General features: G+C 62.2%; 24 protein-coding genes. 15 read left to right on the forward strand and 9 right to left on the reverse strand.

Annotated features, from left to right (window positions below):
* Positions 1–33 precede the first annotated feature (33 nt).
* From mdcA to madM, 9 genes are all read left to right on the forward strand, one after another.
* Positions 34–1,704, forward strand: coding sequence for a malonate decarboxylase subunit alpha (gene mdcA / locus GQX66_RS13875; RefSeq protein ID WP_240869722.1), 1,671 nt, complete (start codon positions 34–36; stop codon positions 1,702–1,704).
* On the forward strand, positions 1,704–2,576 hold the full coding sequence (locus GQX66_RS13880; RefSeq protein WP_102685769.1) for a triphosphoribosyl-dephospho-CoA synthase: 873 nt from the start codon (positions 1,704–1,706) through the stop codon (positions 2,574–2,576). Before mdcA ends, GQX66_RS13880 begins: the two co-directional genes overlap by 1 nt.
* Entirely contained in the window at positions 2,576–2,875 is a 300-nt protein-coding gene (locus GQX66_RS13885) for a malonate decarboxylase subunit delta (protein ID WP_039767948.1), read from the forward strand. The genes GQX66_RS13880 and GQX66_RS13885 overlap by 1 nt, the downstream gene beginning before the upstream one ends.
* Entirely contained in the window at positions 2,868–3,719 is an 852-nt protein-coding gene (locus tag GQX66_RS13890) for a biotin-independent malonate decarboxylase subunit beta (protein WP_102685768.1), read from the forward strand. The genes GQX66_RS13885 and GQX66_RS13890 overlap by 8 nt, the downstream gene beginning before the upstream one ends.
* On the forward strand, positions 3,716–4,501 hold the full coding sequence (gene mdcE, locus GQX66_RS13895; RefSeq protein ID WP_240869725.1) for a biotin-independent malonate decarboxylase subunit gamma: 786 nt from the start codon (positions 3,716–3,718) through the stop codon (positions 4,499–4,501). Before GQX66_RS13890 ends, mdcE begins: the two co-directional genes overlap by 4 nt.
* Complete coding sequence (locus tag GQX66_RS13900) at positions 4,495–5,115, forward strand: malonate decarboxylase holo-ACP synthase (RefSeq protein ID WP_240869726.1); 621 nt, start codon at positions 4,495–4,497, stop codon at positions 5,113–5,115. The genes mdcE and GQX66_RS13900 overlap by 7 nt, the downstream gene beginning before the upstream one ends.
* Positions 5,112–6,032, forward strand: a complete 921-nt coding sequence (gene mdcH / locus GQX66_RS13905; protein ID WP_085746679.1) for a malonate decarboxylase subunit epsilon — start codon at positions 5,112–5,114, stop codon at positions 6,030–6,032. The genes GQX66_RS13900 and mdcH overlap by 4 nt, the downstream gene beginning before the upstream one ends.
* 62 nt (positions 6,033–6,094) lie before the next feature.
* Positions 6,095–6,511, forward strand: a complete 417-nt coding sequence (gene madL / locus GQX66_RS13910; protein ID WP_007953315.1) for a malonate transporter subunit MadL — start codon at positions 6,095–6,097, stop codon at positions 6,509–6,511.
* Position 6,512: 1 nt separating this feature from the next.
* Complete coding sequence (gene madM / locus GQX66_RS13915; RefSeq protein ID WP_007953314.1) at positions 6,513–7,277, forward strand: malonate transporter subunit MadM; 765 nt, start codon at positions 6,513–6,515, stop codon at positions 7,275–7,277.
* 195 nt (positions 7,278–7,472) lie between these two features.
* Here the strand turns inward: madM and GQX66_RS13920 are convergent, their stop codons facing one another.
* Positions 7,473–8,393 (reverse strand): LysR substrate-binding domain-containing protein, encoded by a 921-nt coding sequence (locus tag GQX66_RS13920; RefSeq protein ID WP_064600041.1) that lies wholly within the window; start codon positions 8,391–8,393, stop codon positions 7,473–7,475.
* 141 nt (positions 8,394–8,534) lie between these two features.
* Here GQX66_RS13920 and GQX66_RS13925 point away from each other — a divergent pair, with 141 nt between their 5' ends.
* On the forward strand, positions 8,535–9,152 hold the full coding sequence (locus GQX66_RS13925; protein WP_011336351.1) for a hemolysin III family protein: 618 nt from the start codon (positions 8,535–8,537) through the stop codon (positions 9,150–9,152).
* Here GQX66_RS13925 and GQX66_RS13930 read toward each other — a convergent pair.
* A complete protein-coding gene (locus GQX66_RS13930; RefSeq protein ID WP_240869728.1) occupies positions 9,149–10,060 on the reverse strand; it encodes a LysR family transcriptional regulator in 912 nt (303 codons plus the stop codon). The two genes, GQX66_RS13925 and GQX66_RS13930, sit on opposite strands and share 4 nt — an antisense overlap.
* Before the next feature lie 93 nt (positions 10,061–10,153).
* Between GQX66_RS13930 and GQX66_RS13935 the strand changes: the two genes are divergently transcribed.
* Positions 10,154–11,410: a D-amino acid dehydrogenase gene (locus GQX66_RS13935; protein WP_346769678.1), complete on the forward strand. Its 1,257-nt coding sequence runs from the start codon at positions 10,154–10,156 to the stop codon at positions 11,408–11,410.
* A 41-nt stretch (positions 11,411–11,451) separates the two neighbouring features.
* Complete coding sequence (locus GQX66_RS13940) at positions 11,452–12,354, forward strand: transporter substrate-binding domain-containing protein (protein WP_102685762.1); 903 nt, start codon at positions 11,452–11,454, stop codon at positions 12,352–12,354.
* A 4-nt stretch (positions 12,355–12,358) separates the two neighbouring features.
* Here GQX66_RS13940 and GQX66_RS13945 read toward each other — a convergent pair whose 3' ends face one another.
* Both GQX66_RS13945 and GQX66_RS13950 read right to left on the reverse strand, forming a co-directional pair.
* Complete coding sequence (locus tag GQX66_RS13945; RefSeq protein ID WP_240869730.1) at positions 12,359–13,078, reverse strand: 16S rRNA (uracil(1498)-N(3))-methyltransferase; 720 nt, start codon at positions 13,076–13,078, stop codon at positions 12,359–12,361.
* A 161-nt stretch (positions 13,079–13,239) separates the two neighbouring features.
* Complete coding sequence (locus GQX66_RS13950; RefSeq protein ID WP_240869732.1) at positions 13,240–14,646, reverse strand: adenosylmethionine--8-amino-7-oxononanoate transaminase; 1,407 nt, start codon at positions 14,644–14,646, stop codon at positions 13,240–13,242.
* 223 nt (positions 14,647–14,869) lie between these two features.
* Here GQX66_RS13950 and GQX66_RS13955 point away from each other — a divergent pair, with 223 nt between their 5' ends.
* The 3 genes from GQX66_RS13955 (at position 14,870) to GQX66_RS13965 (ending at position 18,029) form a co-directional block, all read left to right on the forward strand.
* Positions 14,870–16,651 carry a flavin monoamine oxidase family protein gene (locus GQX66_RS13955; RefSeq protein WP_240869733.1) on the forward strand — a complete coding sequence of 594 codons (1,782 nt, stop codon included), beginning with the start codon at positions 14,870–14,872 and terminating at the stop codon, positions 16,649–16,651.
* A 215-nt stretch (positions 16,652–16,866) separates the two neighbouring features.
* The gene (locus GQX66_RS13960; protein WP_007959675.1) at positions 16,867–17,418 is read left to right on the forward strand and encodes a cytochrome b; all 552 of its coding nucleotides are present in this window, start codon (positions 16,867–16,869) and stop codon (positions 17,416–17,418) included.
* A gap of 32 nt (positions 17,419–17,450) precedes the next feature.
* Positions 17,451–18,029, forward strand: a complete 579-nt coding sequence (locus GQX66_RS13965) for a YceI family protein (protein WP_045121911.1) — start codon at positions 17,451–17,453, stop codon at positions 18,027–18,029.
* A 139-nt stretch (positions 18,030–18,168) separates the two neighbouring features.
* Here GQX66_RS13965 and GQX66_RS13970 read toward each other — a convergent pair whose 3' ends face one another.
* The 5 genes from GQX66_RS13970 to ahcY form a co-directional block, all read right to left on the reverse strand.
* Positions 18,169–20,037 carry a DEAD/DEAH box helicase gene (locus tag GQX66_RS13970; protein ID WP_240869735.1) on the reverse strand — a complete coding sequence of 623 codons (1,869 nt, stop codon included), beginning with the start codon at positions 20,035–20,037 and terminating at the stop codon, positions 18,169–18,171.
* 222 nt (positions 20,038–20,259) lie between these two features.
* The gene (locus GQX66_RS13975; protein WP_240869736.1) at positions 20,260–21,072 is read right to left on the reverse strand and encodes a transporter substrate-binding domain-containing protein; all 813 of its coding nucleotides are present in this window, start codon (positions 21,070–21,072) and stop codon (positions 20,260–20,262) included.
* Positions 21,073–21,159: 87 nt separating this feature from the next.
* Positions 21,160–22,242, reverse strand: coding sequence for a hypothetical protein (locus GQX66_RS13980; RefSeq protein ID WP_085746669.1), 1,083 nt, complete (start codon positions 22,240–22,242; stop codon positions 21,160–21,162).
* A 77-nt stretch (positions 22,243–22,319) separates the two neighbouring features.
* A complete protein-coding gene (gene metF, locus GQX66_RS13985) occupies positions 22,320–23,165 on the reverse strand; it encodes a methylenetetrahydrofolate reductase [NAD(P)H] (protein WP_065261847.1) in 846 nt (281 codons plus the stop codon).
* A 192-nt stretch (positions 23,166–23,357) separates the two neighbouring features.
* Positions 23,358–24,767, reverse strand: coding sequence for an adenosylhomocysteinase (gene ahcY, locus GQX66_RS13990; RefSeq protein WP_007961892.1), 1,410 nt, complete (start codon positions 24,765–24,767; stop codon positions 23,358–23,360).
* Between the last annotated feature and the right edge of the window lie 7 nt (positions 24,768–24,774).

Below are 24,774 nucleotides of genomic sequence, written 5' to 3' on the forward strand. Positions count from 1 at the left end.
TAGCTCCACGACAGCGAACCCCGTGGAGTGAGCATGACAACAACCATTTCCCCCGACTCGCGCTGGACGCGGCGGCGTGACGAGAAGCAGCGGCGCCTCGACAAGGTGCGCGGGCTGGCCGACGGTGCGGTGTTGCCCACCGACAAAATCGTTGCGGCACTCGAAGCGCTGATCCATCCGGGCGACCGTGTGGTGCTGGAGGGCAACAACCAGAAGCAGGCGGATTTCCTTTCACGCTCTCTGGCCAAGGCCGATCCTGAAAAGCTCCACGACCTGCACATGATCATGCCCAGCGTCGGTCGCTCCGAGCATCTGGACCTGTTCGAACGCGGCATCGCCCGCAAGCTCGATTTCTCCTTCGCCGGCACCCAGAGCCTGCGCATCAGCCAGTTGCTCGAAGACGGTCTGCTGGAAGTCGGTGCGATCCACACCTACATCGAACTCTACGCCCGGCTGGTGGTGGACCTGATCCCCAACGTCGTGCTCTCGGCCGGGTTCATGGCCGACCGTGCCGGCAACATCTACACCGGCCCGAGCACCGAAGACACCCCGGCGCTGATCGAACCAGCCGCGTTCAGCGACGGCATCGTCATCGTCCAGGTCAATCAACTGGTGGACGACGTCAGCGAACTGCCTCGCGTGGATATTCCGGCATCGTGGGTGGATTTCGTGGTGGTGGCGGACAAGCCGTTCTACATCGAACCGCTGTTCACACGCGACCCGCGCCACATCAAGCCTGTGCACGTGTTGATGGCGATGATGGCGATCCGCGGGATCTACGAAAAACACAACGTGCAGTCGCTGAACCACGGCATCGGTTTCAACACCGCCGCCATCGAATTGATCCTGCCGACCTACGGCGAATCCCTCGGCCTCAAAGGCAAGATCTGCCGCAACTGGACGCTCAACCCGCACCCGACGCTGATCCCGGCCATCGAAAGCGGTTGGGTCGAAAGCGTGCATTGCTTCGGCACCGAACTGGGCATGGAAAACTACATCGCCGCCCGCCCTGATGTGTTCTTCACTGGGCGTGACGGCTCGCTGCGTTCCAACCGGATGTTCTGCCAACTGGCCGGGCAGTACGCGGTAGACCTGTTCATCGGCGCGACCCTGCAAGTCGATGGCGATGGTCATTCCTCCACCGTCACCCGAGGTCGCCTCGCCGGTTTCGGCGGCGCACCGAACATGGGGCACGACCCACGCGGTCGGCGCCACGGCACTCCAGCCTGGATCGACATGCGTCATGACGATTCGCAGCAACCGATGCTCGAACGCGGCAAGAAACTCGTAGTGCAGATGGTCGAGACCTTCCAGGAGGGCGGCAAACCGACCTTCGTCGAAACCCTCGACGCGGTGGAGGTGGCGAAGAAAAGCGGGATGCCGCTGGCGCCGATCATGATCTACGGCGACGACGTCACCCACCTGCTGACGGAAGAAGGCATCGCCTACCTGTACAAGGCGCGCTCGCTGGAAGAGCGTCAGGCAATGATCGCTGCGGTCGCCGGCGTCACCGCCATCGGCCTGCGCCACAACCCGAAAGACACCGAACGCATGCGCCGCGAAGGCCTGATCGCCTTGCCCGAGGACCTCGGCATCCGTCGCACCGACGCCACCCGTGAATTGCTGGCGGCGAAGAGCGTGGCCGATCTGGTCGAGTGGTCCGGCGGCCTCTACAACCCGCCCGCCAAGTTCAGGAGCTGGTAATGCACGCACTCAACCTGCAACCCAAAACCATCACCCTCGCCGAACGGCTGGCGGATCTGGCCGTGGACGCGCTGATCGACGAAGCCGACCTGTCGCCGAAACCGGCGCTGGTCGACCGTCGCGGCAACGGTGCGCACACCGATCTGCACCTCGGATTGATGCATGCCTCGGCGCTGGCGTTGTGGCCGGCGTTCAAGGAAATGGCCGAGGCCGCGCTTGAGTTCGGCGAAATCGGCTTGCCGCTGCGCGAAGCCATCGGCCGCATCGGACGAGAAGGTGAACAGGCGATGCTCGCCACCACCCACGGCGTGAACACCCATCGCGGGGCGATCTGGGCGTTGGGCCTGCTGGTCACGGCTGCTGCGCTGGATACCAAGTCCACCAACGCTGGCGTCGTCACCCTGCGCGCCGCACGTCTGGCGTTGCTCGATGATCGTTATGCGCCGCGTCCGCTGAGTCATGGCGCGCAAGTCGCCCAACGCTACGGCGCCCGCGGTGCCCGGGAAGAAGCGCAACTAGGCTTCCCGTCGGTGATGCAACGCGGCCTGCCGCAGCTCAAACGCAGCCGCGCCACCGGTCATGGCGAACAGAACGCTAGGCTCGACGCCTTGCTCGCAATCATGACCGACCTCGCCGACACCTGCGTGCTGTACCGCGCCGGCGAACCGGGCCTGCACGCCATGCAGCACGGCGCTCAGGCAGTGCTCGACGCCGGTGGCAGCGCCAGCCTTACCGGTCGCCGCCGCCTGCACGAACTGGATCAACAACTCATCGCATTGAATGCCTCGCCCGGTGGCGCCGCCGACTTGCTCGCCGCCACTCTGCTGCTTGATCGAATCGAGCGCGACGGCATCCTTCAGGGAGCGTTTTGATGGAAACCTTATCTTTTGAATTCCCCGCCGGGCAGCCGCCGCGCGGTCGGGCGCTGGTCGGTTGTGTCGGCTCGGGCGATCTGGAAGTGCTGATCGAACCGGGCCTGGCCGGCAAGCTGACGATCAACGTGCAAACCTCGGTCAATGGCGCCGAGCAGCGCTGGCAGCATCTGTTTGCGCGGATGTTCGACGGCACCACACCGCCGGCGATGGCCATCGATATCCACGATTTCGGCGCGACACCCGGCGTGGTGCGCCTGCGGCTGGAACAAGGCTTCGAGGAGATTGGTCATGACTGATGCCTCAGCGCTTCTGCACAAACATTCGTTCGTCGAACTCGGCGCCCGGCAGCGGGCGAAAGCCTTGCTCGACACCGGCACCTTCCGCGAATTGCTCGACCCGTTTCAACGCGTCATGTCGCCGTGGCTGGAACGTCAGGGCGTGGTGCCGCAGGCCGATGACGGCGTGGTGATCGCCAAGGGCCGCCTCGATGGTTTGCCGGTGGTGATCGCGGCGATTGAAGGCGCGTTTCAGGGCGGCAGCCTCGGCGAAGTCGGCGGCGCGAAGATCGCCGGCGCGCTGGAACTGGCCGCCGAGGACAACCGCAAAGGCATTCCGACCCGCGCCATCCTGCTGCTGGAAACCGGCGGCGTGCGCTTGCAGGAAGCCAACCTCGGGCTGGCGGCGATTGCCGATATCCACGCGGCGATTGTCGATCTGCAGCAGTACCAACCGGTGGTCGGCGTGGTGGCCGGCAGCGTCGGTTGCTTTGGCGGGATGTCGATTGCCGCTGCGCTGTGCAGCTATTTGCTGGTGACCCAGGAAGCGCGCCTCGGCCTGAACGGCCCGCAGGTGATCGAGCAGGAAGCCGGGATCGAGGAATACGACTCCCGCGACCGGCCCTTCATCTGGAGCCTGACCGGTGGCGAGCAACGGTTTGCCAGTGGTCTGGTGGACCGTTATGTCGCCGATGACGTGGCGCAGATTCGCCAGCAGGTCGGCGAGTTGCTGCAACAAGGCCTGCCGGCGCAACCGCGCAGTCAGCGGGCCGACTGGTTCCTGCAACGCCTGACGAGCCTGGACACTGACAAGCAAATCGAGCCTTCGGTGGTTCGCGATCTGTATCAAGGAGAGCGCTCATGAGTGGTTATTCCGTGCGCGGTTTGAACTGGTTCAACGCCTTGAGCGCTGGCGCGAATGCGGTTGAAGGTTTGCCGCCATCGCTGAGGGTTGCCGACGGGCCACTTGGGCGCTTTATCGCCGTGGTCGCCGATCCGCAAAACCGTTTCCCTCGCGCTCGCAATGGCGAAGTCGGTTTGCTCGAAGGCTGGGGGCTGGCGAAGGCTGTGGATGACGCTATCACCGCCGACCGTGACAAAACGCAAAAACGGCCCTTGATCGCAATCGTCGATGTGCCGAGCCAGGCCTACGGTCGCCGCGAAGAAGCCCTCGGCATTCATCAGGCCCTGGCCGGCGCGGCGGACGCTTATGCCCGCGCGCGTCTGGCCGGGCATCCGGTGATTGCGCTACTGGTGGGCAAGGCCATGTCCGGGGCGTTTCTCGCTCACGGATATCAGGCCAATCGCTTGATCGCCCTGCGTGATCCGGGGGTGATGGTGCATGCGATGGGCAAGACTTCGGCGGCGCGGGTGACCTTGCGCAGCGTCGAAGAACTGGAAGCCCTGGCGTCCAGCGTGCCGCCGATGGCCTATGACATCGACAGCTATGCCAGCCTTGGGTTGCTCTGGGAAACCCTGTCGGTGCAGCAGATCGAACAGCCGACGGCGGAGGATCTGGCGCGAGTCAGCGAATGCCTTAAGCAAGCCATCGGCGATATTGGCGCGACTGACTTGAGCAATCGTCTCGGCGCGAAAAATCGCGAAGCCTCCAGCCGCGTGCGTGAATTGCTGAGGGCGCAGTGGTGAACACGCCTCTGGCCCACGACCTGCTGTGGGGCATGACGCCGGCGCAGTTGCCGGCGGATGCGCCGCAGTGGGCGATTGATTCGCTGGCTGCCGGGCAACCGGTGGTGGTGCGGCGGGCGTTGAGTGAAGACGGATTCGTGGCGGTGGGCGTGCGCGGTCTGTTGCGCGAGCAGCGGCTGGCGGCGTTTATGTCTGTCGATTCGATTGCTTGCCGGGTCAGCCCGGAAGCGCTTTGTCAGGTCGAGAGCGAGCGTGATTTGCCGGTCATGCAGGCGCTCCGGCAACTGCGGCCGGTGCTCGATGATTGCGGCTGGATTTGGGGTGTCAGCGGCAGCGTCGGGTTTGAGCTGGCCAGTGGATTTACGGCAATGCACGAGCGCAGCGATCTCGACTTGATTCTGCGTACACCGCAACTTATCCCCCGTAATCAGGCGCGCAAGTTGGTCGCGGTTTTCGATCAGGCGATCTGCCGGGTCGACCTGCAATTGCAGACACCATTCGGTGCCGTTGCCCTGCGCGAATGGGCCGGAAATGCTTCGAGGGTGCTGCTGAAACACGCCCATGAAGCCTGTCTGGTGTCTGATCCGTGGAACCCGCAGGAGCAGGCAGCGTGAGCAGCCTGCTGGTGTTTCCCGGTCAGGGCGCGCAGCAGCCCGGCATGCTCCAGCGTTTGCCTCGGGAAACGCTGATCGAGGCCAGCGATGTGCTCGGTGAAGATGTCTTGCGGCTGGATTCCAGCGAAGCGTTGCGCAGCACCCGAGCGGTTCAGCTCTGCCTGCTGATCGCCGGGGTCGCAGCCTCGCGGCAGTTGTTGCAGGGCGGACTCACCGCCGATTACGTCGCCGGTCTGTCCATCGGTGCCTACCCGGCAGCGGTGGTCGCCGGAGCGTTGCGCTTCAGCGATGCGTTGCATCTGGTCAGCCTGCGCGGCGAGTTGATGCAGCAGGCTTATCCACAGGGCTTCGGCATGACCGCGATCATCGGCCTGCAATTATCCACAGTCGAAACGCTGCTGGCACAGGTGCACGGCGCAGAAACACCGGTGTACCTGGCCAACATCAACGCCGATAACCAGGTGGTGATTGCCGGCAGTGACCAGGCGATGCAAGCGGTCGCCGAGCTGGCGCGCGGTCGTGGCGCCGGTCTGGCAAAACGTCTGGCGGTCAGCGTGCCGTCGCACTGCCCGTTACTGGATGAGCCTGCGCAAACCCTCGCCGAAGCGTTCGCCAGGGTAGAACTGAAAACACCGAAAATCGCTTACCTGAGCGGCAGCCGCGCAAGGCCTGTGACCCAGGTAGAAGCGTTGCGCGACGACCTCGCCTTCAACATGTGCCGCGTGGTGGACTGGCGCGGCACCGTGCAAAGCGCTTACGAGCGCGGCGTACGTCTACAGATCGAACTGTCGCCCGGTGCGGTGCTGACCGGGCTGGCGCGCCGGGTGTTCGAACAGGGGACTGTCACTGCCTTCGACAGTGCCCGGCTCGACACCTTGCAGGCGCTGTTGCGTGAAGAGGAGGGCCGACGACCCTAAATCACCGACTCAGGCTTCGAACAACAAAAACAATTCGACGATGCACTTTGAGGACTACAACAATGATTATTTACGGTGTGGCGCTGCTGGCGATCTGTACGCTGGCAGGGGTGATCATGGGTGACCTGCTCGGCGTGCTGCTGGGGGTCAAATCCAACGTCGGCGGGGTCGGCATCGCCATGATCCTGTTGATCTGCGCGCGGTTGTGGATGCAGAAACGCGGCGGCATGACCAAGGATTGCGAGATGGGCGTCGGCTTCTGGGGCGCCATGTACATTCCGGTGGTGGTGGCTATGGCCGCGCAACAGAACGTCGTCACCGCCCTGCACGGCGGCCCGGTGGCGGTGCTGGCGGCGATCGGTTCGGTGGTGGTCTGTGGCTGCACGATTGCCTTGATCAGCCGCACCCACAAGGGCGAGCCATTGCCCGACGAACCGGCGGAAATCTCCCCGGTCGGCACGCCGGTAGGAGGTCGCTGATATGTGGGATCTCATTGAAAAAGGTCTGGAACACAACGGTCTGATCACCGCGTTCGCCTTCGTCGGCGTAATCATGTGGGTCTCGGTGATTCTCTCCAAACGCCTGACCTTCGGGCGGATTCACGGCTCGGCGATTGCCATCGTCATCGGCCTGGTGCTGGCCTGGGTCGGCGGGACGATGACGGGCGGGCAGAAGGGGCTGGCGGATCTGACGCTGTTCTCCGGCATCGGTCTGATGGGCGGCGCGATGCTGCGGGATTTCGCGATCGTTGCCACGGCGTTTGAAGTGCAGGCGACCGAGGCGAAGAAGGCCGGGATGATCGGCGTGATTGCGCTGCTGCTGGGCACGATCCTGCCGTTCATTGTCGGCGCGTGCATGGCTTACGCGTTCGGTTATCGCGATGCGGTGAGCATGACCACCATCGGCGCCGGTGCGGTGACTTACATCGTCGGGCCGGTGACTGGTGCGGCGATTGGCGCGACTTCGGATGTGATGGCGCTGTCGATTGCCACCGGGTTGATCAAGGCGATTCTGGTGATGGTCGGCACGCCGGTGGCGGCGCGCTGGATGGGCCTCGACAATCCGCGCTCGGCGATGGTGTTCGGCGGGCTGGCTGGGACCGTGAGTGGCGTGACGGCGGGGCTGGCGGCGACGGATCGGCGGTTGGTGCCTTATGGGGCGTTGACCGCGACCTTCCACACCGGACTTGGGTGCCTGCTTGGGCCATCGCTGCTGTTCTTCATCGTTCGCGGGATTGTTGGCTGAACGTCAAAAGCCCCTCACCCTAACCCTCTCCCGGAGGGAGAGGGGACCGACCGAGTTGGATGGGTCAGCTTTATCGACCTGAAATTTCCGTGTCGAACTCAGGACTCGAAACCGATGGAGATCTGCTCCCTTTCCCCCTCGCCCCCTTGGGGGAGAGGGCTGGGGTGAGGGGGTAAGCTTTTGATCTGCTTTTAATCACACCGCCAACTGGCGATTCGCATACATCCGACACTCCGCCAGCAAAGCCAGCAAATTCGGATCCCGCTCTTTTGCCTTCAAAAACACCACCCCGATGTGCTGCTGCAACCGGTACTTCTCCTGCAACGGAATCAGCTTCACCCGGTTCTCGTACACCGCCGCAATCCTCCCCGGCAGCAACGCGTAACCGACCCCGGAACTGACCATGCTCAGCAGGGTGAAGATGTCGTTGACCTGCATCGCTACCTTCGGCTCGAACCCCGCCTGCCGGAACACTCGGATGCCGTCCTGGTGGGTGGCGAAGCCTTGGGTGAGGGTGATGAAGGTTTCGTCGCGCACCTCCGCCAGATCCACTTCGCTGCGTTGGGCGAAGCGGGAATCGGCCGGGGTGGCGAGGAAGATGTCGTCGGAAAACAGCGGAATCTGCTCGCAGTCCGGGTCGTTGACGGTGTCGTCCAGCGACACCAGGATTGCATCGACTTCCATGTTTTTCAGCTTGTAGAGCAGGTCGATGTTCGAGCCGAGGATCAGGTCGATGTTGAGTTCGCTGCGGCGGATCTTCAGGCCCATGATCAGCTGCGGCACGGTTTTCACCGTCAGCGAATACAACGAGCCGAGCTTGAAGCGTTCAGCCGAGAACCCGGCGGCTTCGCGGGTCAGGCGTACGCTTTCGACCACGTCCTGAATCAGCTTCTGCGCCCGCTCCTCGAGCACGTAGGCGCTTTCCAGCGGCGTCAGGTTGCGCCCTTCGTGTTTGAACAGCGGACAGCGCAGGGCGCTTTCCAGCGAATGGATCGCGCGGTGCACGCTGACGTTGCTGGTCTGCAACTCGGCGGCGGCGCGGGCGAGGTTGCCGGTGCGCATGAAGGCGAGGAACACCTCGAGTTTCTTCAGGGTCAATTCTTCGTCGATCAGCATGGCGCGGACTCTTCTTGGTATCGGTCGATTGTGCCCAAATATCAGGACAGGTGCCTGCCTGCGTTGAACGGAAACATTGCGCTTTTACGCTCAAGGCCCGAGCCTTGCGTGTTGCGGTAACGAAATCGAGGTGTGCGACACATGTATCACGGAGAAAAACTGAACGCCTGGACGCATCTGGTCGGTGCGGTAGCGGCGTTTGTCGGGGGCGTCTGGATGCTGGTGATTGCCAGCCTCGACGGCAGCCCGTGGAAGATCGTCAGCGTGGCGATTTACGCCTTCACCTTGCTGGTGCTCTACAGCGCGTCCACCGTGTACCACAGCGTGCGGGGGCGCAAGAAAGCGATCATGAAGAAGGTCGATCACTTTTCGATCTACTTGCTGATCGCCGGCAGTTACACGCCGTTCTGCCTGGTGACTTTGCGCGGGCCGTGGGGCTGGACGTTGTTCGGGATTGTCTGGGGGCTGGCGCTGATAGGCATTCTGCAAGAGATCAAGCCGCGCTCGGAGGCGCGGATCCTGTCGATCGTGATCTACGCGGTGATGGGCTGGATCGTGCTGGTGGCGGTCAAGCCACTGATCGCGGCGCTCGGGACGGCGGGGTTTGCCTGGCTGGCGTCGGGTGGCGTGCTGTACACCGTGGGGATCATCTTTTTTGCCCTCGACCATCGGTTGCGGCATGCCCACGGGATCTGGCATCTGTTCGTGATCGCCGGGAGTTTGCTGCACTTTGTGGCGATTCTGTTTTACGTCCTTTAAGCGCCCATCAGCCGACCGAGTTGTTCGCCGGCGCGCTGACTGAAGATCTGCAGCAAATCATGCAGCGTATGCGGCGGTGGCTCGGTGGCGCGGGTCACGGCGTACAGCGTGATCGGCAGCGGCGGGGCGAGTGGGCGGATTACGGTGCTGGTCGGCGAGGCACCGAGGGCGGTGAACGGATCGATCACGGCCACCCCGGCGCCGGACTCCACCATCGTTCGCGCCAGTGAATACGTCTGCACGGCGATCCGCACCCGAGGCGGCGGTTCGACCGCTTCGAGATAACTATCGAGTCGCGCTGCCAGTGGATCGGCGCTGGACAGCCCGATCAGCGGCGCTCCGGCCAACGCCATCAGCGGCAACGGCTGACCGGCGTCTTCCTCCGGCCAGTAACCTTTCGGCGCCAGCGCCACCAGCACCCCCGAAGCCAATGCCTGGGCCTTCAGCCCCGGATGGTCCGGCAACTGCAACGTCAGCGCCACGTCCACTTCGCGCATCAGCAGGTTCTGCATCAGCTCGCGGCTGTGGGCGCTCGACAGTTCGCAGGCGATGTCCGGGAATTGCGCCGTCCACTGCTGGATCGCCGGCGGCAGCAACGACAGCGCCAGCGCCGGAGTCGCGCCGATCCGCAGGCTGTGGCCGGGCTCGCGGCGCAGGCTCTGGGCCAGACGCCGCACGCCTTGCAGGCTTTCGGTGACCTTGTCGACTTCGCGCTCCAGCTCCAGCGCTTCCGGGGTCGCCTGCAATTTGCCGCGCACTCGCAGAAACAATGGAAAACCCAACTGCTGCTCGGCGTGCTGCAACACCTTGGTCACCGCCGGTTGCGAGACATGCAGCAACTGCGCAGCAGCGCTGACCGAGCCGGTCTGGCGAATGGCCTGGAAAATCTCGATATGACGAAGGCGCATGACGATCCCATAACCTTTGTTTATAGGTCTGGCATCTTTATTCATTGTTCGGCGCCTGTCACCTCACCCTAACCTCGGCCTCGTCTTCAAGAACTGTTAAGGACGGACATGGCTCAGCGTGTGTGCATCATCGGCGGCGGCGTGATCGGGCTGGCAACGGCCTGGGCGCTGGTGCGCGACGGCTTCGAGGTGACGGTGGTCGAGGCGCGGCGGTCGCTGGGCAGTGAAACCAGCTTCGCCAATGGCGGCCAGTTGTCCTATCGCTACGTTGCACCGCTGGCCGATGCCGGCGTGCCGCTGCAGGCGATCGGCTGGATGCTGCGCGGCGATTCACCGCTCAAGCTGCGCCCACGCCTGGACCCGGCGCAATGGCGCTGGATGGCCTCGTTTCTCGCCGCGTGCCGCACCTCGGTCAACCGCGAAAACGCCGCGCATCTGTTGCGTCTGGCGCTGTTCAGCCAGAGCACCCTGAAACGCTGGCGCGAGGACGACGGGCTGGTCGGTTTCAACTGGCGGCGCAACGGCAAACTGGTGACCTTCCGCAACGCCTCCAGCTTCGAGCATGCACGCAAAGGCCTGGCCGATCCGCAGCAACAGCAGGTTTTGTCCGCCACCGAATGTGCGCAACTGGAACCGGCACTGGCCGATGCGCCGTTTGTAGGCGCGATCTACACGCCGGATGAAGAAGTCGGCGATTGTCACGGTTTCTGCCAGCAGTTGGCGGCGCGATTGAAGGCGTCGGGTCGCTGCGAGTTTCGCCTTGGTCAGGCAGTCACCGGCATTCGTCACAGCCACGGCGTCGTCACGGCGATTGAGCTTGGCGACGAAACGCTGCCGGTCGAACAACTGGTAATCGCCGCCGGCCATCGCAGCCCGTTGCTGGCGCTGCCCGGCCTGCGCCTGCCGCTGTATCCGCTGAAGGGCTACAGCCTGACCGTGCCGATCGGCAACGAACACCGGGCACCAGATGTGAGCATCACCGACTACGACCGCAAGATCGTCTACGCGCGCATCGGCGAACAACTGCGCGTGGCGGCGATGGTCGACATCGTCGGTTTCGACCCGGCGGTGGACCCCGAGCGGCTGGCGCTGATCAAGCGCCAGGCCCGCGACACCTTTCCCGACGCCGGCCACTACGACGCGGCCGTGGAGTGGGCCGGCATGCGACCGGCCACGCCCACCGGCGTTCCGTTGCTGGGCGCCACGGCGTATCGCAATCTGTGGCTCAACCTCGGCCACGGCGCGCTGGGTTTCACCCTGGCCTGCGGCAGCGGGCAGTTGCTCAGCGAGCTGATTGGCCAGCAGCGCACATCCATTGATCTGCACGGGTTCAATCCCCATGCGGCGTGACGGTTTCTGCTAAAACACCCCACCCACAACGGAGAATAACAATGCAAAAAATCACGTTGCTCGGCTGCACTCTGGCGCTGGTTTTCGGCGCTCAGGCGCAGGCCAATGAAGTGCCGCTGACCGGTACGCTCGGCAAGATCGCCAGCGCCAACAGCATCACCCTGAGTTATCGCGATGCGTCGGTGCCGTTCTCGTATGTGGGCGATCACACCGGCCAGCCAATGGGGTATTCGGTGGAGCTGGCGGACAAGATCGTCGAGCGCATCAGGCAGCAACTGGCGCTGCCGGAGCTGAAGGTGAAGTACAACCTGGTGACCTCCCAGACGCGGATTCCGCTGGTGCAGAACGGCACGGTCGACCTTGAATGCGGCTCCACCGGCGTTACGGCCGAACGACAGAAGCAAGTCGCGTTTTCCTACGGTTTCATCTACGTCAAAGGGCAGTTGCTGACCGCCAGGGACAGCGGCATCCACAGCTTCGATGATTTGCGCGGCAAGAACGTGGTGACCACCGCCGGTACCACCAACGAGCGGTATCTGAAGAGCTACAACCTCGACCACAAACTGAACATGTTCGTGATTAGCGCCAAGGATCACGGCGAGGCGTTCCAGATGCTGCAATCGGGACGCGCGGCGGCGTTCTACATGGACGATGCGCTGCTCTACGGCGAGCGGGCCAAGGCGCGCGACCCGCATAACTGGGTCGTGGTGGGGGAGGAGCAATCGCGGGAAATCTACAGCTGCATGGTGCGCAAGGATGATCCGCAATTTCTCGCGCTGGTCAACGGTGTGCTGGCCGACCTGTACAGCTCGGGGGAGATCAACGGGATCTACCGCAAGTGGTTCGAACAGCCGATCCCGCCGAAGGGCCTGAACCTTGAGTTCCCGATGACCAGCGAACTCAAGGCAATCATTGCCAGACCAACCAGTGATCCGGTGCAGTGACGGGTTAGAAATCACCCCACAGTTGCTGCGCCACCGCCAGCGCCACAACCGGCGCAGTCTCGGTGCGCAGCACGCGCGGGCCGAGGCGGGCGGCGTGGAAGCCGCCGGCCTTGGCTTGCTCGACTTCGGCGTCGGACAAACCGCCTTCCGGGCCGATCAGGAACGCCAGGGTCGATGGTTTGGCGTGGCTGACCAGCGGCTCGGCCACCGGGTGCAGCACCAGTTTCAGTTCGGCTTCGGTCTGTTTCAGCCAGTCGGCCAGCAGCACCGGCGGATGAATCACCGGCACCCGCGAACGACCGCATTGCTCGCAAGCGCTGATCGCCACCTGACGCCAGTGCAGCAGGCGTTTGTCGGCGCGTTCGTCCTTGAGGCGGACTTCGCAGCGCTCGCTGAAGATCGGGGTGATTTCGGTCACGCCCAGTTCGGTGGCTTTCTGGATTGCCCAGTCCATTCGCTCGCCCCGGGACAGGCCCTGGCCGAGATGGATTTGCAGCGGTGATTCGACCTGGCCGGCGAACTGCTCGTCGATCTGCACCACCACGCGTTTCTTGCCGACTTCCACCAGCGATCCGCGAAATTCATGGCCGGAGCCGTCGAACATCTGCACCGCATCGCCCTCGGCCATGCGCAGCACGCGGCTGATGTAATGCGCCTGGGCTTCCGGCAGTTCGTGTTCGCCGGTGCTGAGCGGGGCGTCGATAAAGAAGCGGGACAGTCTCATTTCGGGTCTCTCTGATTAGATCGTTCCCACGCTCCGCGTGGGAATGCAGCTCGGGACGCTCTGCGTCCCAAGAGCGGACGCAGAGCGTCCGGTGAGTCATTCCCACGCAGACGGTTCGACGCCTCGACGTGGGAACGAGCCTTCAACTCAAGTAAGTTAGATCAGCCCGGATCACGGAACCCGGGATGGAAATCCTTCGGCACCGCCACACTGACGCTGTCACGGGTGGCGATGTCGATGCCTTCGCTGGCGACTTCGGCGAGGAAGTCGATCTGCTCCGGGGTGATCACGTACGGCGGCAGGAAATACACCACGCTGCCCAGCGGACGCAGCAACGCGCCACGCTCCAGCGCATGCTGGAACACCTTCAGACCGCGACGTTCCTGCCACGGATAAGCCTCTTTCGTGGCTTTGTCCTTGACCATCTCGATCGCCAGCACCATGCCGGTCTGACGCACTTCCGAAACATTCGGATGATCCACCAGATGCGCTGTCGCCGACGCCATGCGCTGGGCCAGCGCCCGGTTGTTCTCGATCACGTTGTCCTGCTCGAAAATATCCAGGGTCGCCAATGCCGCCGCACAGGCCAGCGGGTTGCCGGTGTAGCTGTGCGAATGCAGGAAGGCACGCAGGGTCGGGTAATCGTCGTAGAAGGCGCTGTACACCTCGTCGGTGGTCAGGCACGCCGCCAACGGCAGATAACCGCCGGTCAGGGCTTTCGACAGGCACAGGAAGTCCGGGCGGATGCCGGCCTGCTCGCAGGCGAACATCGTCCCGGTGCGGCCGAAGCCGACGGCGATTTCGTCGTGAATCAGGTGCACGCCGTAACGGTCGCAGGCCTCACGCAGCAACTTGAGGTACACCGGGTGATACATGCGCATGCCGCCGGCGCCCTGGATCAGCGGCTCGACGATCACGGCCGCGACGCTGTCATGATTTTCCGCCAATGTCTGTTCCATGGCGGCGAACATGTTGCGCGAGTGTTCTTCCCAGCTCATGCCCTGCGGGCGCAGGTAACAATCCGGGCTCGGCACCTTGATGGTGTCCATCAGCAGGGCTTTGTAGGTTTCGGTGAACAACGGCACGTCACCGACCGCCATCGCCGCCATGGTTTCGCCGTGATAGCTGTTGGTCAGGGTGACGAAGCGCTTCTTGTTCGGCTGGCCGCGGTTGAGCCAGTAGTGAAAGCTCATTTTCAGCGCGACTTCGATGCAGGACGAACCGTTATCGGCGTAGAACACCCGGTTCAGGCCTTCCGGCGTCATCTTCACCAGACGCTCGGACAGCTCGATCACCGGCTGATGGCTGAAACCGGCCAGAATCACGTGTTCCAGCTGATCGACCTGATCCTTGATGCGCTGGTTGATGCGCGGGTTGGCGTGGCCGAACACGTTGACCCACCAGGAGCTGACCGCATCCAGATAACGCTTGCCTTCGAAGTCTTCCAGCCAGACGCCTTCACCGCGCTTGATCGGAATCAGCAGCAGCTGTTCGTGGTCTTTCATCTGGGTGCAGGGATGCCACAGCACCGCGAGATCGCGTTGCATCCACTGGTTGTTCAAGCCCATGTTCAGTCTCCTCGAGGCGGCTCGCGTCAGGCGCGGGCAAACAATCGCGCAAGCCTATGCAATGCGTCGCGCCGGGACAACCCATTGTGTCGATTGAGCTACTTTGTATGGGCCGATAGACGTCGCTGGCGGCGTTTTGATGGCTGACGTATTCTTCGCGGTTCTTTGGGTCGTCTGACCCGCAAAACTGCATTTTCCTACGTGTTTATCCGGAGTTCGCTGAATGTCTGTCGGTTGGCTGCGCGCCTGTGCGCTAGTGGTGTTGGGGCTGTTTAGCGTTACGGCGCTGGCCAAGGATAAAACGGCAATCGTGATCGGCGGCGGCCTGTCGGGCCTGACGGCGGCTTACGAACTGCAGAACAAGGGCTGGCAGGTCACGCTGCTCGAAGCCAAACCGAGCCTGGGCGGTCGCTCGGGCATGGCCACCAGCGAGTGGATCGGCAACGACAAGACTCAACCGGTGCTGAACAAATACGTATCGACCTTCAAGCTGAACACCACGCCGGCGCCTGAATTCGTACGGACTCCGGGTTACCTGATCGACGGCGAGTATTTTTCCGCCGCCGACCTGACCGCCAAACAGCCTGCCACGGCCGAAGCGCTGAAGCGCTACGAGAAAACCCGTGACGATCTGGCGCGCTCGATCGACGATCCGCAGAACCCGGCGGCGACCAACACTCTGCACGCCCTGGATCAGATCAACGTCTCGAGCTGGCTCGACAAGCAGAACCTGCCGGCCACCGCACGTCAGCTGATCAACCAGGACATCCGCACCCACTACGACGAGCCTTCGCGCCTGTCGCTGCTGTACTTCGCACAGCAGAGCCGGGTGTATCGCGGCGTGTCCGACCGTGACCTGCGCGCTTCGCGTTTGGTCGGTGGCAGCCCGGTGCTGGCCCAGGCCTTCGTCAAACAGCTGAAAACCATCAAGACCAACTCGCCAGTATCTGCCATCACCCAGGACAAGGACGGCGTGACCGTCAAGGTCGGCAGCGTCGGCTACCAGGCCGATTACGTTGTGCTGGCGGTGCCGTTGCGCGCCCTCAACAAGATCCAGCTGACCCCGGCGCTGGATGCCCAGCACCTGGCTGCGATCAAGGGCACCAACTATGGCTGGCGCGACCAGATCATGCTGAAGTTCAAGACGCCGGTATGGGAAAGCAAGGCGCGGATGTCCGGCGAAATCTACAGCAACACCGGCCTTGGCATGTTGTGGATCGAGCCGGCTCTGAAGGGCGGCGCCAACGTGGTGATCAACCTGTCCGGCGACAACGCCCGCGTCATGCAGGCCTTCGGCGACAAGCAGATGGTCGACCAGGTGCTGATTCGTCTGCACACGTTTTATCCACAGGCCCGTGGCTCGTTCACCGGTTATGAAATCCGTCGCTACAGCACCGATCCATCGACCGGTGGTTCCTACCTGGCCTTCGGCCCTGGCCAGATCAGCAAATTCTGGCGCCTGTGGGAGCGTCCGCTGCAGCGCGTAGCGTTTGCCGGCGAACACACCGACACCTTGTACCCGGGCACCCTGGAAGGCGCACTGCGCACCGGTCAGCGCGCGGCCAGTCAGGTTGAAGACCTGGCGGAGGGCAAATCCTTCGAACCGGCCAAAGTCGGCCCGGCAGCAGCCACCGCCGCAGCGGCAGGTGCAGCGGGTGCGGCAGTGGCGGCGAAGAAAGGCAACTTCTTCACCAACCTGTTCGGCGGTTCGGACGACGATAAGAAGCCAGAGCCAGTGAAAGCGCCAGAGCCGGCACCTGCTCCAGCCGCTCCAGCGCCTGCACCGACCCCGGCTCCTGCGCCAGCCCCGGTGGAAGCACCGAAGCCAGCAGTTCCGGTAAAAGCCGAGCCAGCCAAGAAAGCGGCAGCCAAGCCAGCAGCGAAGAAACCGGCGGCGAAGACCGAAGCGAAAAAAGCTCCGGCCAAACCAGCGGCGAAAAAAGCTGAACCGGCGAAGAAGCCAGCGGCTAAACCGGCGGCAACCACCGAGACCAAAGCGCAGTAAGGCTTTGCGGTAAATGAAAAAGCGCGGCTTTCAGGCCGCGCTTTTTTTTGCCCGTGATTCACAACATCCCGCCACACTTTTGTCTTTAATCTTTCCTTAACTCCCCTGTTCAAGACTCTTGATCGTATTTCTCGATATTTCAAAGCGAAATTTTCCGCTTTAATTCGATAGATAACTCGCTAGTCTTGGTTCGCAGTTCTCACAGGATTTGGGCAATGCAGCTACGTAACTCTTCTTCGCGCTACGGTTGGGTCAGCATCTTCATGCACTGGGGCGTGGCGCTGGTGGTCTTCGGGCTGTTCGCGCTGGGTCTGTGGATGGTGGGGCTGGATTACTACAGCACCTGGCGCAAAGACGCGCCGGATCTGCACAAGAGCATCGGTCTGGTGCTGCTGGGTGTGATGGTGTTGCGGGTGTTGTGGCGCTTTGTCAGTCCACCGCCGCCAACGTTGCAAAGCTACAGCCGCATGACCCGCATCGGTGCGAAGTTCGGCCATGGGTTTCTGTACCTTGCGCTGTTCGCCGTGATGATTGCCGGTTACCTGATTTCCACCGCAGACGGTGTCGGTATCCCGGTGTTTGGCCTGTTTGAAGTTCCTGCACTGGTTTCCGGACTACCGGATCAGGCAGATACCGCCGGTGTGATTCATCTCTGGCTGGCATGGGCGCTGGTAATTTTTTCCGGCCTTCATGCGTTGGCAGCATTGAAGCACCACTTTATCGATCGTGATGCGACCCTGACACGAATGCTGGGGCGCAAAGCCTGATGTTCAACCTCGACTCCAAAGGAAAACAAAGCATGTTGAAAAAGACTCTGGCCGCTCTGGCAATCGGCTCTGCCGTCCTGTCCGCCAACGTGATGGCCGCTGACTACGTGGTTGATAAAGAAGGCCAGCACGCCTTCGTCGACTTCAAGATCAGCCACCTGGGCTACAGCTTCATCACCGGTACCTTCAAGGACATCGATGGCAAGTTCAGCTTCGACGCTGCCAAGCCTGAAGACAGCAAGATCGAGTTCAACGTGAACACCGCCAGCGTGTTCACCAACCACGCCGAGCGCGACAAGCACATCGCCAGCGCTGACTTCCTGAACGCCAGCAAGTTTGCCAAGGCGACCTTCGTCTCCACCAGCGTCAAGTCCACCGGTGCCAACACCGCTGACGTGACCGGCGACCTGACCATCCTGGGCGTCACCAAGCCAGTGGTCGTGAAGGCGACCTTCCTGGGCGAAGGCAAGGATCCATGGGGTGGCTACCGTGCCGGCTTCGAAGGCACCACCACCATCAAGCGTTCCGATTTCGGCAAGCAGAAAGACCTGGGTCCGAAGTCCGACGCGGTCGAGCTGTACGTTTCGTTTGAAGGTGTGAAAGCGAAGTAATTTTCGCCGGCCACACAAAAACGCCCCCGGTCTTGCGACCGGGGGCGTTTTTTATGGCCTGCCGTAACTCTTTTCTCGGCAACGCGCAAAAAAATGCCCCGGTTTTCAGGCCGGGGCATTTTTCATTGCGGTGGAAAACTCAGCGATTGCGGGTCAGCAAGGCCGGTTTTTCACCGCGTGGGCGGCTTGGCAGTTGATCCAGCTGCTCAGGCGTCGGGAAGCGGTCGGCTTTCGATTCCTTGTGCATGATCTTCGGCCCGCTGCTGCGCGGGTTCTGCACGGCCGGTTCAGCGCGTTGCTGATCGTCACGGGCCGGGCGGCGGTTGCGCGGGTTTTCATCGCGACGACCCTGACCGTCACGCGGAGCACCGTTGCGTGGGCCGCTGCGCTTGCCTGGCGGAGTGCCGGTGCTCGAACCGTTGCTGTTGCGCGGGCCGTTCTGGCGACCTTGCGACTGACCGCCGCGGGGTGCGCCCGAACCTGCGCCTTGCGCCGGAGCGCCTGGACGACGGTTGCGACCACCGGCCGGAGCCTGCTTCGGCACGTAATCGACGCGGTTACCGAAGTTATCGATATCGTCGTCGAGGAATTCGTCCGGAGCACGGTCAGCAGCGGCGCGTGGCGGCTGGCTTGGCTGGCGCTGTTCGCGGGCCGGGGTGCCTTCACGCGGCTTTTGTTGACGGGCTGGACGCTCGCCACGATCGCCGGCCGGTTTTTCCTTGCCCTTGTCTTTGCCTTTGTCTTTACGACCGCCGCCACCGCCGCCGCCATTCGGGCCGTCGCCGCGTGGGCCACGGGCGTTGCGCGGGTTGCGCATGTCCGGACGTTCACGGGCTTCGGGCTTCTCGGCCTCGATGTTGCTGGCATCGAAACCCATCAGGTCGCCGTCGGCGATTTTCTGCTTGGTCATGCGTTCGATGCTTTTCAGCAGTTTTTCTTCGTCCGGTGCGACCAGCGAGATCGCCTCGCCCGAACGACCGGCACGGCCAGTGCGGCCGATACGGTGCACGTAGTCTTCATCGACGTTCGGCAGTTCGAAGTTGACCACGTGTGGCAACTGGTCGATGTCCAGACCGCGCGCCGCGATGTCGGTGGCAACCAGGATGCGCACTTCACCGGCCTTGAAGTCGGCCAGGGCTTTGGTGCGGGCGTTCTGGCTCTTGTTACCGTGGATCGCCACAGCCGGCAGGCCGTGCTTGTCCAGGTACTCGGCCAGACGGTTGGCGCCGTGCTTGGTGCGGGTGAACACCAGCACCTGTTCCCACGCGCCGGCGGTGATCAGGTGGGCCAGCAGCGCACGCTTGTGGCTGGCTGGCAGGCGGAATACGCGTTGTTCGATGCGCTCGACCGTGGTGTTCGGCGGCGTCACTTCGATGCGTTCCGGGTTGTGCAGCAGCTTGCCGGCAAGATCCGTGATGTCTTTGGAGAAGGTCGCCGAAAACAGCAGGTTCTGACGCTTGGCCGGCAGACGCGCGAGGACTTTCTTCACGTCGTGGACGAAGCCCATGTCGAGCATGCGGTCGGCTTCGTCGAGCACGAGGATTTCAACGTGGGACAGATCGACGCTGCCCTGGCCGCACAGGTCGAGCAGACGACCCGGGCACGCAACGAGGACGTCCACGCCACGGGACATGGCCTGAACCTGCGGGTTCATGCCGACGCCGCCGAAGATGCAGGCGCTGACGAATTTCAGGTCACGGGCGTAGATCTTGAAGCTGTCGTGAACCTGGGCCGCGAGTTCGCGGGTCGGGGTCAGGACCAGCACGCGCGGTTGGCGCGGGCCGTGACGCTGGGATTTGTCCGGGTGGCCGTTGGGGAACAGCCGCTCCAGGATCGGAAGGGCGAAGCCGCCGGTTTTACCGGTACCTGTCTGTGCCGCAACCATCAGGTCGCGACCTTGCAACACGGCGGGAATGGCCCGCTGTTGCACCGGAGTAGGCTCGGTATAGCCCGCATCTTCGATAGCGCGGACCAAAGCCTCGGAGAGACCGAGGGAAGCAAAGGACATGAGTAATCCTGTTTCAGTTAGGGCTTGGCCCAATGGGAGTCTTGCCTGGCGCGAATGGCGTTTAAGAGGACGCAATCCCGTCCGGTCCTGCTGCGGTTCCGAAGGCACGTCCGGAGCGCTCGCGCGGGCTGAAAAGCTGCGCTGTAGCGGGTCGGGAGGCCTGTTACGGTTCCGGGCGTCCGGGCGTGAGCCTGGCGGGAACGCCGGAGTATAACAGAGCAATCACTGCGCGCCGCTTTCCTGCTGCTCAACGGTTTTGCCGCTGGCGGTTGCACTGCCCAGTGGCGCCGTCAGGGCGGGGGCCGCGCCGTAGCGGGCGCTGAGCTCGGCATAGGCCGGTTCGCGCTTGAAACGCTTGAGTTCGGCGCCGAAGCGCTGCACCAGCAAATCCATCCCGGCATTGCGCCGCACGGCCAGAAACTGGCTCTGGCGGCTGATGACCGTGGGGTTTTCCGTGATCTTGTCGCGAATGCCCAGTTCATCGAGCAAATGCTGACCCACGCGGCGATCAGTGATCAGCAGGTCGATGCGCCCGCGCACCAGTTTGCCGAAATTGGCTTCGTGGGTCGGGGCCGGCTCGCGGGTGAACAGGGTCGATTCGCGAAAGTCGGGGCTGTACAGATAGCCCGGCGAGGTGCCGACCGTCAGGCCTTTGAGGTCTTCAAGGCTGTGAAAAGGGTGCGGACGCTCGTTGGCGTAGAACATCACGAACTCGACGTCCGACAGCGGTTCGCTAGGGTAGAGCAGGGTGGCGTCGCGTTCGTCGCTGTGGAAGATGTCCAGCGCGCCGTCGGCCTGGCCGGTTTCGAGCATCGACAGGCAGCGTTTCCAGGGCAAAAACTGCCATTCGACTTCGATGCCCAAGCGCTTGAATACGATGGCAGTGGTTTCGTAGTCCAGCCCGAGATTCTTGCCGCCTTGTTCATAGACATACGGCGCCCATGGCTCGGTGACAATGCGCAACCTCTCGCCCCGAGCAGCGAAGCTCAGGCAAGTAAACAGCAAAACGCTCAGCAACTGGACAATGACAGGCATGGCCTGAGGTTAGTACGCGAATCGCCTGATGAGAAGCTCTGGCATGCATGTTTAACGCTGCAAGCGAAGAGTTTCGATGCGATGCCGCTATTTGCCGGATGAATTGAGCAGGTGCTGATGAATTGTCGTGTAGCGCGAGCCCAGAACCAGTCTGACCAGTCTTCTGCTGAACCATTCTTCCAGCAAATGCTGACAAACTTTCTTGCCAATCCTTTCCTGCTGGTTTTTCAGTGCCTTTTCCCACCACACCGGTGCGCAGGCCTGGTCGAATTCGTTGGGGTGCTTATAGCAACCGTAGAGAATTTCGCGAATGAACTGGCGAAGGTGCGCGGGCAGCATCAGGGTGATGACTTTGTAAAGCATGCGCTGCATACGTGGCGGACGTGGCAGTCGCGCGGAAACGAGACGGGTGTCATCCAGTGCAGCCTGACAGGTCGGGTTGTCGCCATGCTTGGCGACCCAGGCCTGAACCTTGGCCCTGAACAGCTGCTTGCGGCTCCAGTAGTGATGAATCAGGTCCGGACACTTCTTGATGTCCAGTGTGCGATAGGCTGCCACTGACAGGCAGAACTCTTCCAGGGTGTAGGCACCCTGGGCGAGCGGGAACAGCTCGTCGATCAGCGCAATCGAGCGATCAAGCACTTGCGCATCCTGGCGATGCAGGCCGATGACGCCAGAGTTGAGCAGCATCATTTGATCGTCAGCCAGGCCTCTCTCCAGCAGGGTTTTCGACAGAGCGCTGTAGAGCAGGTTTTCCTTGTTGGTGCCGTATTGCAAGTAGTAGTCATTGCACAGCAGCGTGCCGGGTTGCACCCGTTCGAACAGTTTGACTGGCGAGCAATGAAAAAAAGTGTCGGTGTCGATCAGCAAGGCTGTCTCGGACTCTTCGAGCACCGTTCGCAAGGCAACGTGTTTGGTGCGGAAGTGGTAGCCGTGAGGTTCGCTCCAGCGCTGACGGGTGGCAGCATCGAGGGGACGCACTCGTACCGGGAGTTTTTCGTAAGGCTGCGGATTGTCACTGAACACCTGGATATCAATCGTCACATCTGGTGATTCACGAAGCCAGGCCAGGGCACTCGCGATGCTGAACACGGCTTCCTGGTGATAGGTTTCAGAGCCAAAAACCAGGTAGACGAGTTGAGGGCGTGGGTTCGAAGAATCGCAGATCATTGACGACAACATTCCATTGGTACTTTTAAATGTAAAAAGGCCCTCTGAAGAGGGCACTTTTTACTGTCTTGAATCGTTTAGCGCGGCAACTTCAGATTATTCCAGATCGCCAGGCTCGGTTCCGCCTGGTTCATGGAATAGAAGTGCAGGCCAGGCGCGCCGCCTTGCAGCAGGCGTTCGCACATCTCGCTGACGACCTGTTCACCAAAGCGCTGAATGCTCTGGCTGTCATCGCCGTAGGCTTCCAGTTGCTTGCGGATCCAGCGCGGGATTTCCGCACCGCAGGCATCGGAGAAGCGTGCGAGTTTGCTGTAGTTGGTGATTGGCATGATGCCCGGAACGACCGGAATGTCCACGCCCAGCGCCTGCAACCGGTCGACAAAGTAGAAGTAGCTGTCGGCGTTGAAGAAGTACTGGGTGATCGCGCTGTCGGCGCCGGCACGGGCCTTGCGCACGAAGTTGGCGAGATCGTCTTCGTAGTTGCGCGCTTGCGGATGCATCTCCGGGTAGGCGGCGACTTCGATGTGGAAATGATTGCCGGTTTCCTCACGAATGAATTCAACCAGTTCATTGGCGTGACGCAGCTCGCCGCTGGTCATGCCCATGCCGGATGGCAGGTCACCGCGCAGGGCGACGATGCGCTTGATGCCGGCAGCCTTGTACTCGTTCAGCAGGCCGCGCAGGTCGTCCTTGCTGTCGCCGACGCACGACAGGTGCGGGGCGGCGGGGATTTTGACTTCGCTTTCCAGCTGCAGAACGGTGTTCAGCGTGCGGTCACGGGTCGAACCGCCCGCGCCGTAGGTGCAGGAAAAGAAGTCAGGGTTGTAGGTGGCCAACTGACGGGCAGTGGCGAGCAGTTTTTCATGCCCAGCATCGGTCTTGGTCGGGAAGAACTCGAAGCTGTAGCGACGTTCTTGGGACATGGAGGAAGCCTCCAGTTACGAGCGGCAAGCTACAAGCTGCGAGAGAAGCGGAGGTGCGCTGATCTCTCGTGCGTGAAACCTACTGCCTGAAACTGTTCTGAAATAGGGGCAGAGCTCTCAAGCTTCGTACGGCAAGTCCGGCTTTTGACCTTGCTTGCCGCTTGAAGCTTGTAGCTCGCAGCTGCTCTTGTCTTAGTAGCGGTAAGCGTGCGGCTTGAACGGGCCTTCGACGGTCACGCCGATGTAGTCAGCCTGTTGCTTGGTCAGTTGAGTGACCACGCCGCCGAATCCGCGGACCATTTCCAGGGCCACTTCTTCGTCGAGTTTCTTCGGCAGTACTTCAACGGTCAGACGCTCGGCTTTCTGGGCTGGCGACAGGTCGGCGTACTTCTGGCCGAACAGGAAGATCTGCGCCAGAACCTGGTTGGCGAACGAACCGTCCATGATGCGGCTTGGGTGACCGGTGGCATTGCCCAGGTTCACCAGACGGCCTTCCGCCAGCAGGATCAGGTAGTCGTCGTTCTGAGCGTCGAAAGCGCCCGGGCCGGTACGGTGGATCTTGTGTACCTGTGGCTTCACTTCTTCCCATGCCCAGTTCTTGCGCATGAAAGCGGTGTCGATTTCGTTGTCGAAGTGACCGATGTTGCAGACAACGGCGCGCTTCTTCAGGGCTTTGAGCATGTTTGCGTCGCAAACGTTGACGTTACCGGTGGTGGTCACGATCAGGTCGATCTTGCCCAGCAGCGCTTTGTCGATGCTTGCTTCGGTGCCGTCGTTGATACCGTCGATGAACGGCGAAACCAGTTCGAAACCGTCCATGCAGGCTTGCATGGCGCAGATCGGGTCAACTTCGGAAACCTTGACGATCATGCCTTCCTGACGCAGGGACTGGGCCGAGCCCTTGCCCACGTCACCGTAGCCGATGACCAGCGCTTGCTTGCCGGACAGCAGGTGGTCGGTGCCGCGCTTGATGGCGTCGTTCAGGCTGTGTCGGCAGCCGTACTTGTTGTCGTTCTTGGACTTGGTCACCGAGTCGTTGACGTTGATGGCCGGGATTTTCAGCTCGCCTTTGGCCAGCATGTCCAGCAGGCGGTGCACGCCGGTGGTGGTTTCTTCGGTCACGCCGTGAACGCGGTCCAGAACCTGTGGGTATTTCTTGTGCAGCAGCTCGGTCAGGTCGCCGCCGTCGTCGAGGATCATGTTGGCGTCCCATGGCTGGCCATCTTTCAGGATGGTCTGCTCCAGGCACCACTCGTACTCTTCTTCAGTCTCGCCTTTCCAGGCGAATACCGGGATGCCGGCAGCGGCGATGGAAGCGGCGGCCTGATCCTGAGTCGAGAAAATGTTGCAGGACGACCAGCGCACTTCGGCACCCAGGGCAACCAGGGTTTCGATCAGCACGGCGGTCTGAATGGTCATGTGGATGCAGCCGAGGATTTTTGCGCCTTTCAGCGGCTGCTCGGAAGCGTACTTGCGGCGCAGACCCATCAGGGCCGGCATTTCCGACTCGGCGATGATGGTTTCGCGACGGCCCCAGGCAGCCAGGGACATGTCGGCAACTTTGTAATCGTTAAAATCTGCAGGCGTGATAACAGCGCTCATGAAGAGC

The organism is Pseudomonas sp. B707 (genome assembly GCF_022496685.1).
Classification (GTDB): Bacteria; Pseudomonadota; Gammaproteobacteria; order Pseudomonadales; family Pseudomonadaceae; genus Aquipseudomonas; species Aquipseudomonas paraglycinae.

Bases quoted from the DNA above. Each gene is read 5' to 3' on its own strand.
- GQX66_RS13890 (WP_102685768.1), top strand. From the start codon at position 2,868: ATGACTGATGCCTCAGCGCTTCTGCACAAACATTCGTTCGTCGAACTC.
- madL (WP_007953315.1), top strand. From the start codon at position 6,095: ATGATTATTTACGGTGTGGCGCTGCTGGCGATCTGTACGCTGGCAGGG.
- mdcE (WP_240869725.1), top strand. From the start codon at position 3,716: ATGAGTGGTTATTCCGTGCGCGGTTTGAACTGGTTCAACGCCTTGAGC.
- GQX66_RS13980 (WP_085746669.1), bottom strand. From the start codon at position 22,242: ATGATCTGCGATTCTTCGAACCCACGCCCTCAACTCGTCTACCTGGTT.
- madM (WP_007953314.1), top strand. From the start codon at position 6,513: ATGTGGGATCTCATTGAAAAAGGTCTGGAACACAACGGTCTGATCACC.
- GQX66_RS13930 (WP_240869728.1), bottom strand. From the start codon at position 10,060: ATGCGCCTTCGTCATATCGAGATTTTCCAGGCCATTCGCCAGACCGGC.
- GQX66_RS13925 (WP_011336351.1), top strand. From the start codon at position 8,535: ATGTATCACGGAGAAAAACTGAACGCCTGGACGCATCTGGTCGGTGCG.
- GQX66_RS13950 (WP_240869732.1), bottom strand. From the start codon at position 14,646: ATGGGCTTGAACAACCAGTGGATGCAACGCGATCTCGCGGTGCTGTGG.
- GQX66_RS13955 (WP_240869733.1), top strand. From the start codon at position 14,870: ATGTCTGTCGGTTGGCTGCGCGCCTGTGCGCTAGTGGTGTTGGGGCTG.
- GQX66_RS13970 (WP_240869735.1), bottom strand. From the start codon at position 20,037: ATGTCCTTTGCTTCCCTCGGTCTCTCCGAGGCTTTGGTCCGCGCTATC.
- GQX66_RS13880 (WP_102685769.1), top strand. From the start codon at position 1,704: ATGCACGCACTCAACCTGCAACCCAAAACCATCACCCTCGCCGAACGG.
- mdcA (WP_240869722.1), top strand. From the start codon at position 34: ATGACAACAACCATTTCCCCCGACTCGCGCTGGACGCGGCGGCGTGAC.
- GQX66_RS13960 (WP_007959675.1), top strand. From the start codon at position 16,867: ATGCAGCTACGTAACTCTTCTTCGCGCTACGGTTGGGTCAGCATCTTC.
- GQX66_RS13885 (WP_039767948.1), top strand. From the start codon at position 2,576: ATGGAAACCTTATCTTTTGAATTCCCCGCCGGGCAGCCGCCGCGCGGT.
- GQX66_RS13920 (WP_064600041.1), bottom strand. From the start codon at position 8,393: ATGCTGATCGACGAAGAATTGACCCTGAAGAAACTCGAGGTGTTCCTC.
- GQX66_RS13965 (WP_045121911.1), top strand. From the start codon at position 17,451: ATGTTGAAAAAGACTCTGGCCGCTCTGGCAATCGGCTCTGCCGTCCTG.
- GQX66_RS13975 (WP_240869736.1), bottom strand. From the start codon at position 21,072: ATGCCTGTCATTGTCCAGTTGCTGAGCGTTTTGCTGTTTACTTGCCTG.
- metF (WP_065261847.1), bottom strand. From the start codon at position 23,165: ATGTCCCAAGAACGTCGCTACAGCTTCGAGTTCTTCCCGACCAAGACC.
- GQX66_RS13940 (WP_102685762.1), top strand. From the start codon at position 11,452: ATGCAAAAAATCACGTTGCTCGGCTGCACTCTGGCGCTGGTTTTCGGC.
- ahcY (WP_007961892.1), bottom strand. From the start codon at position 24,767: ATGAGCGCTGTTATCACGCCTGCAGATTTTAACGATTACAAAGTTGCC.
- GQX66_RS13945 (WP_240869730.1), bottom strand. From the start codon at position 13,078: ATGAGACTGTCCCGCTTCTTTATCGACGCCCCGCTCAGCACCGGCGAA.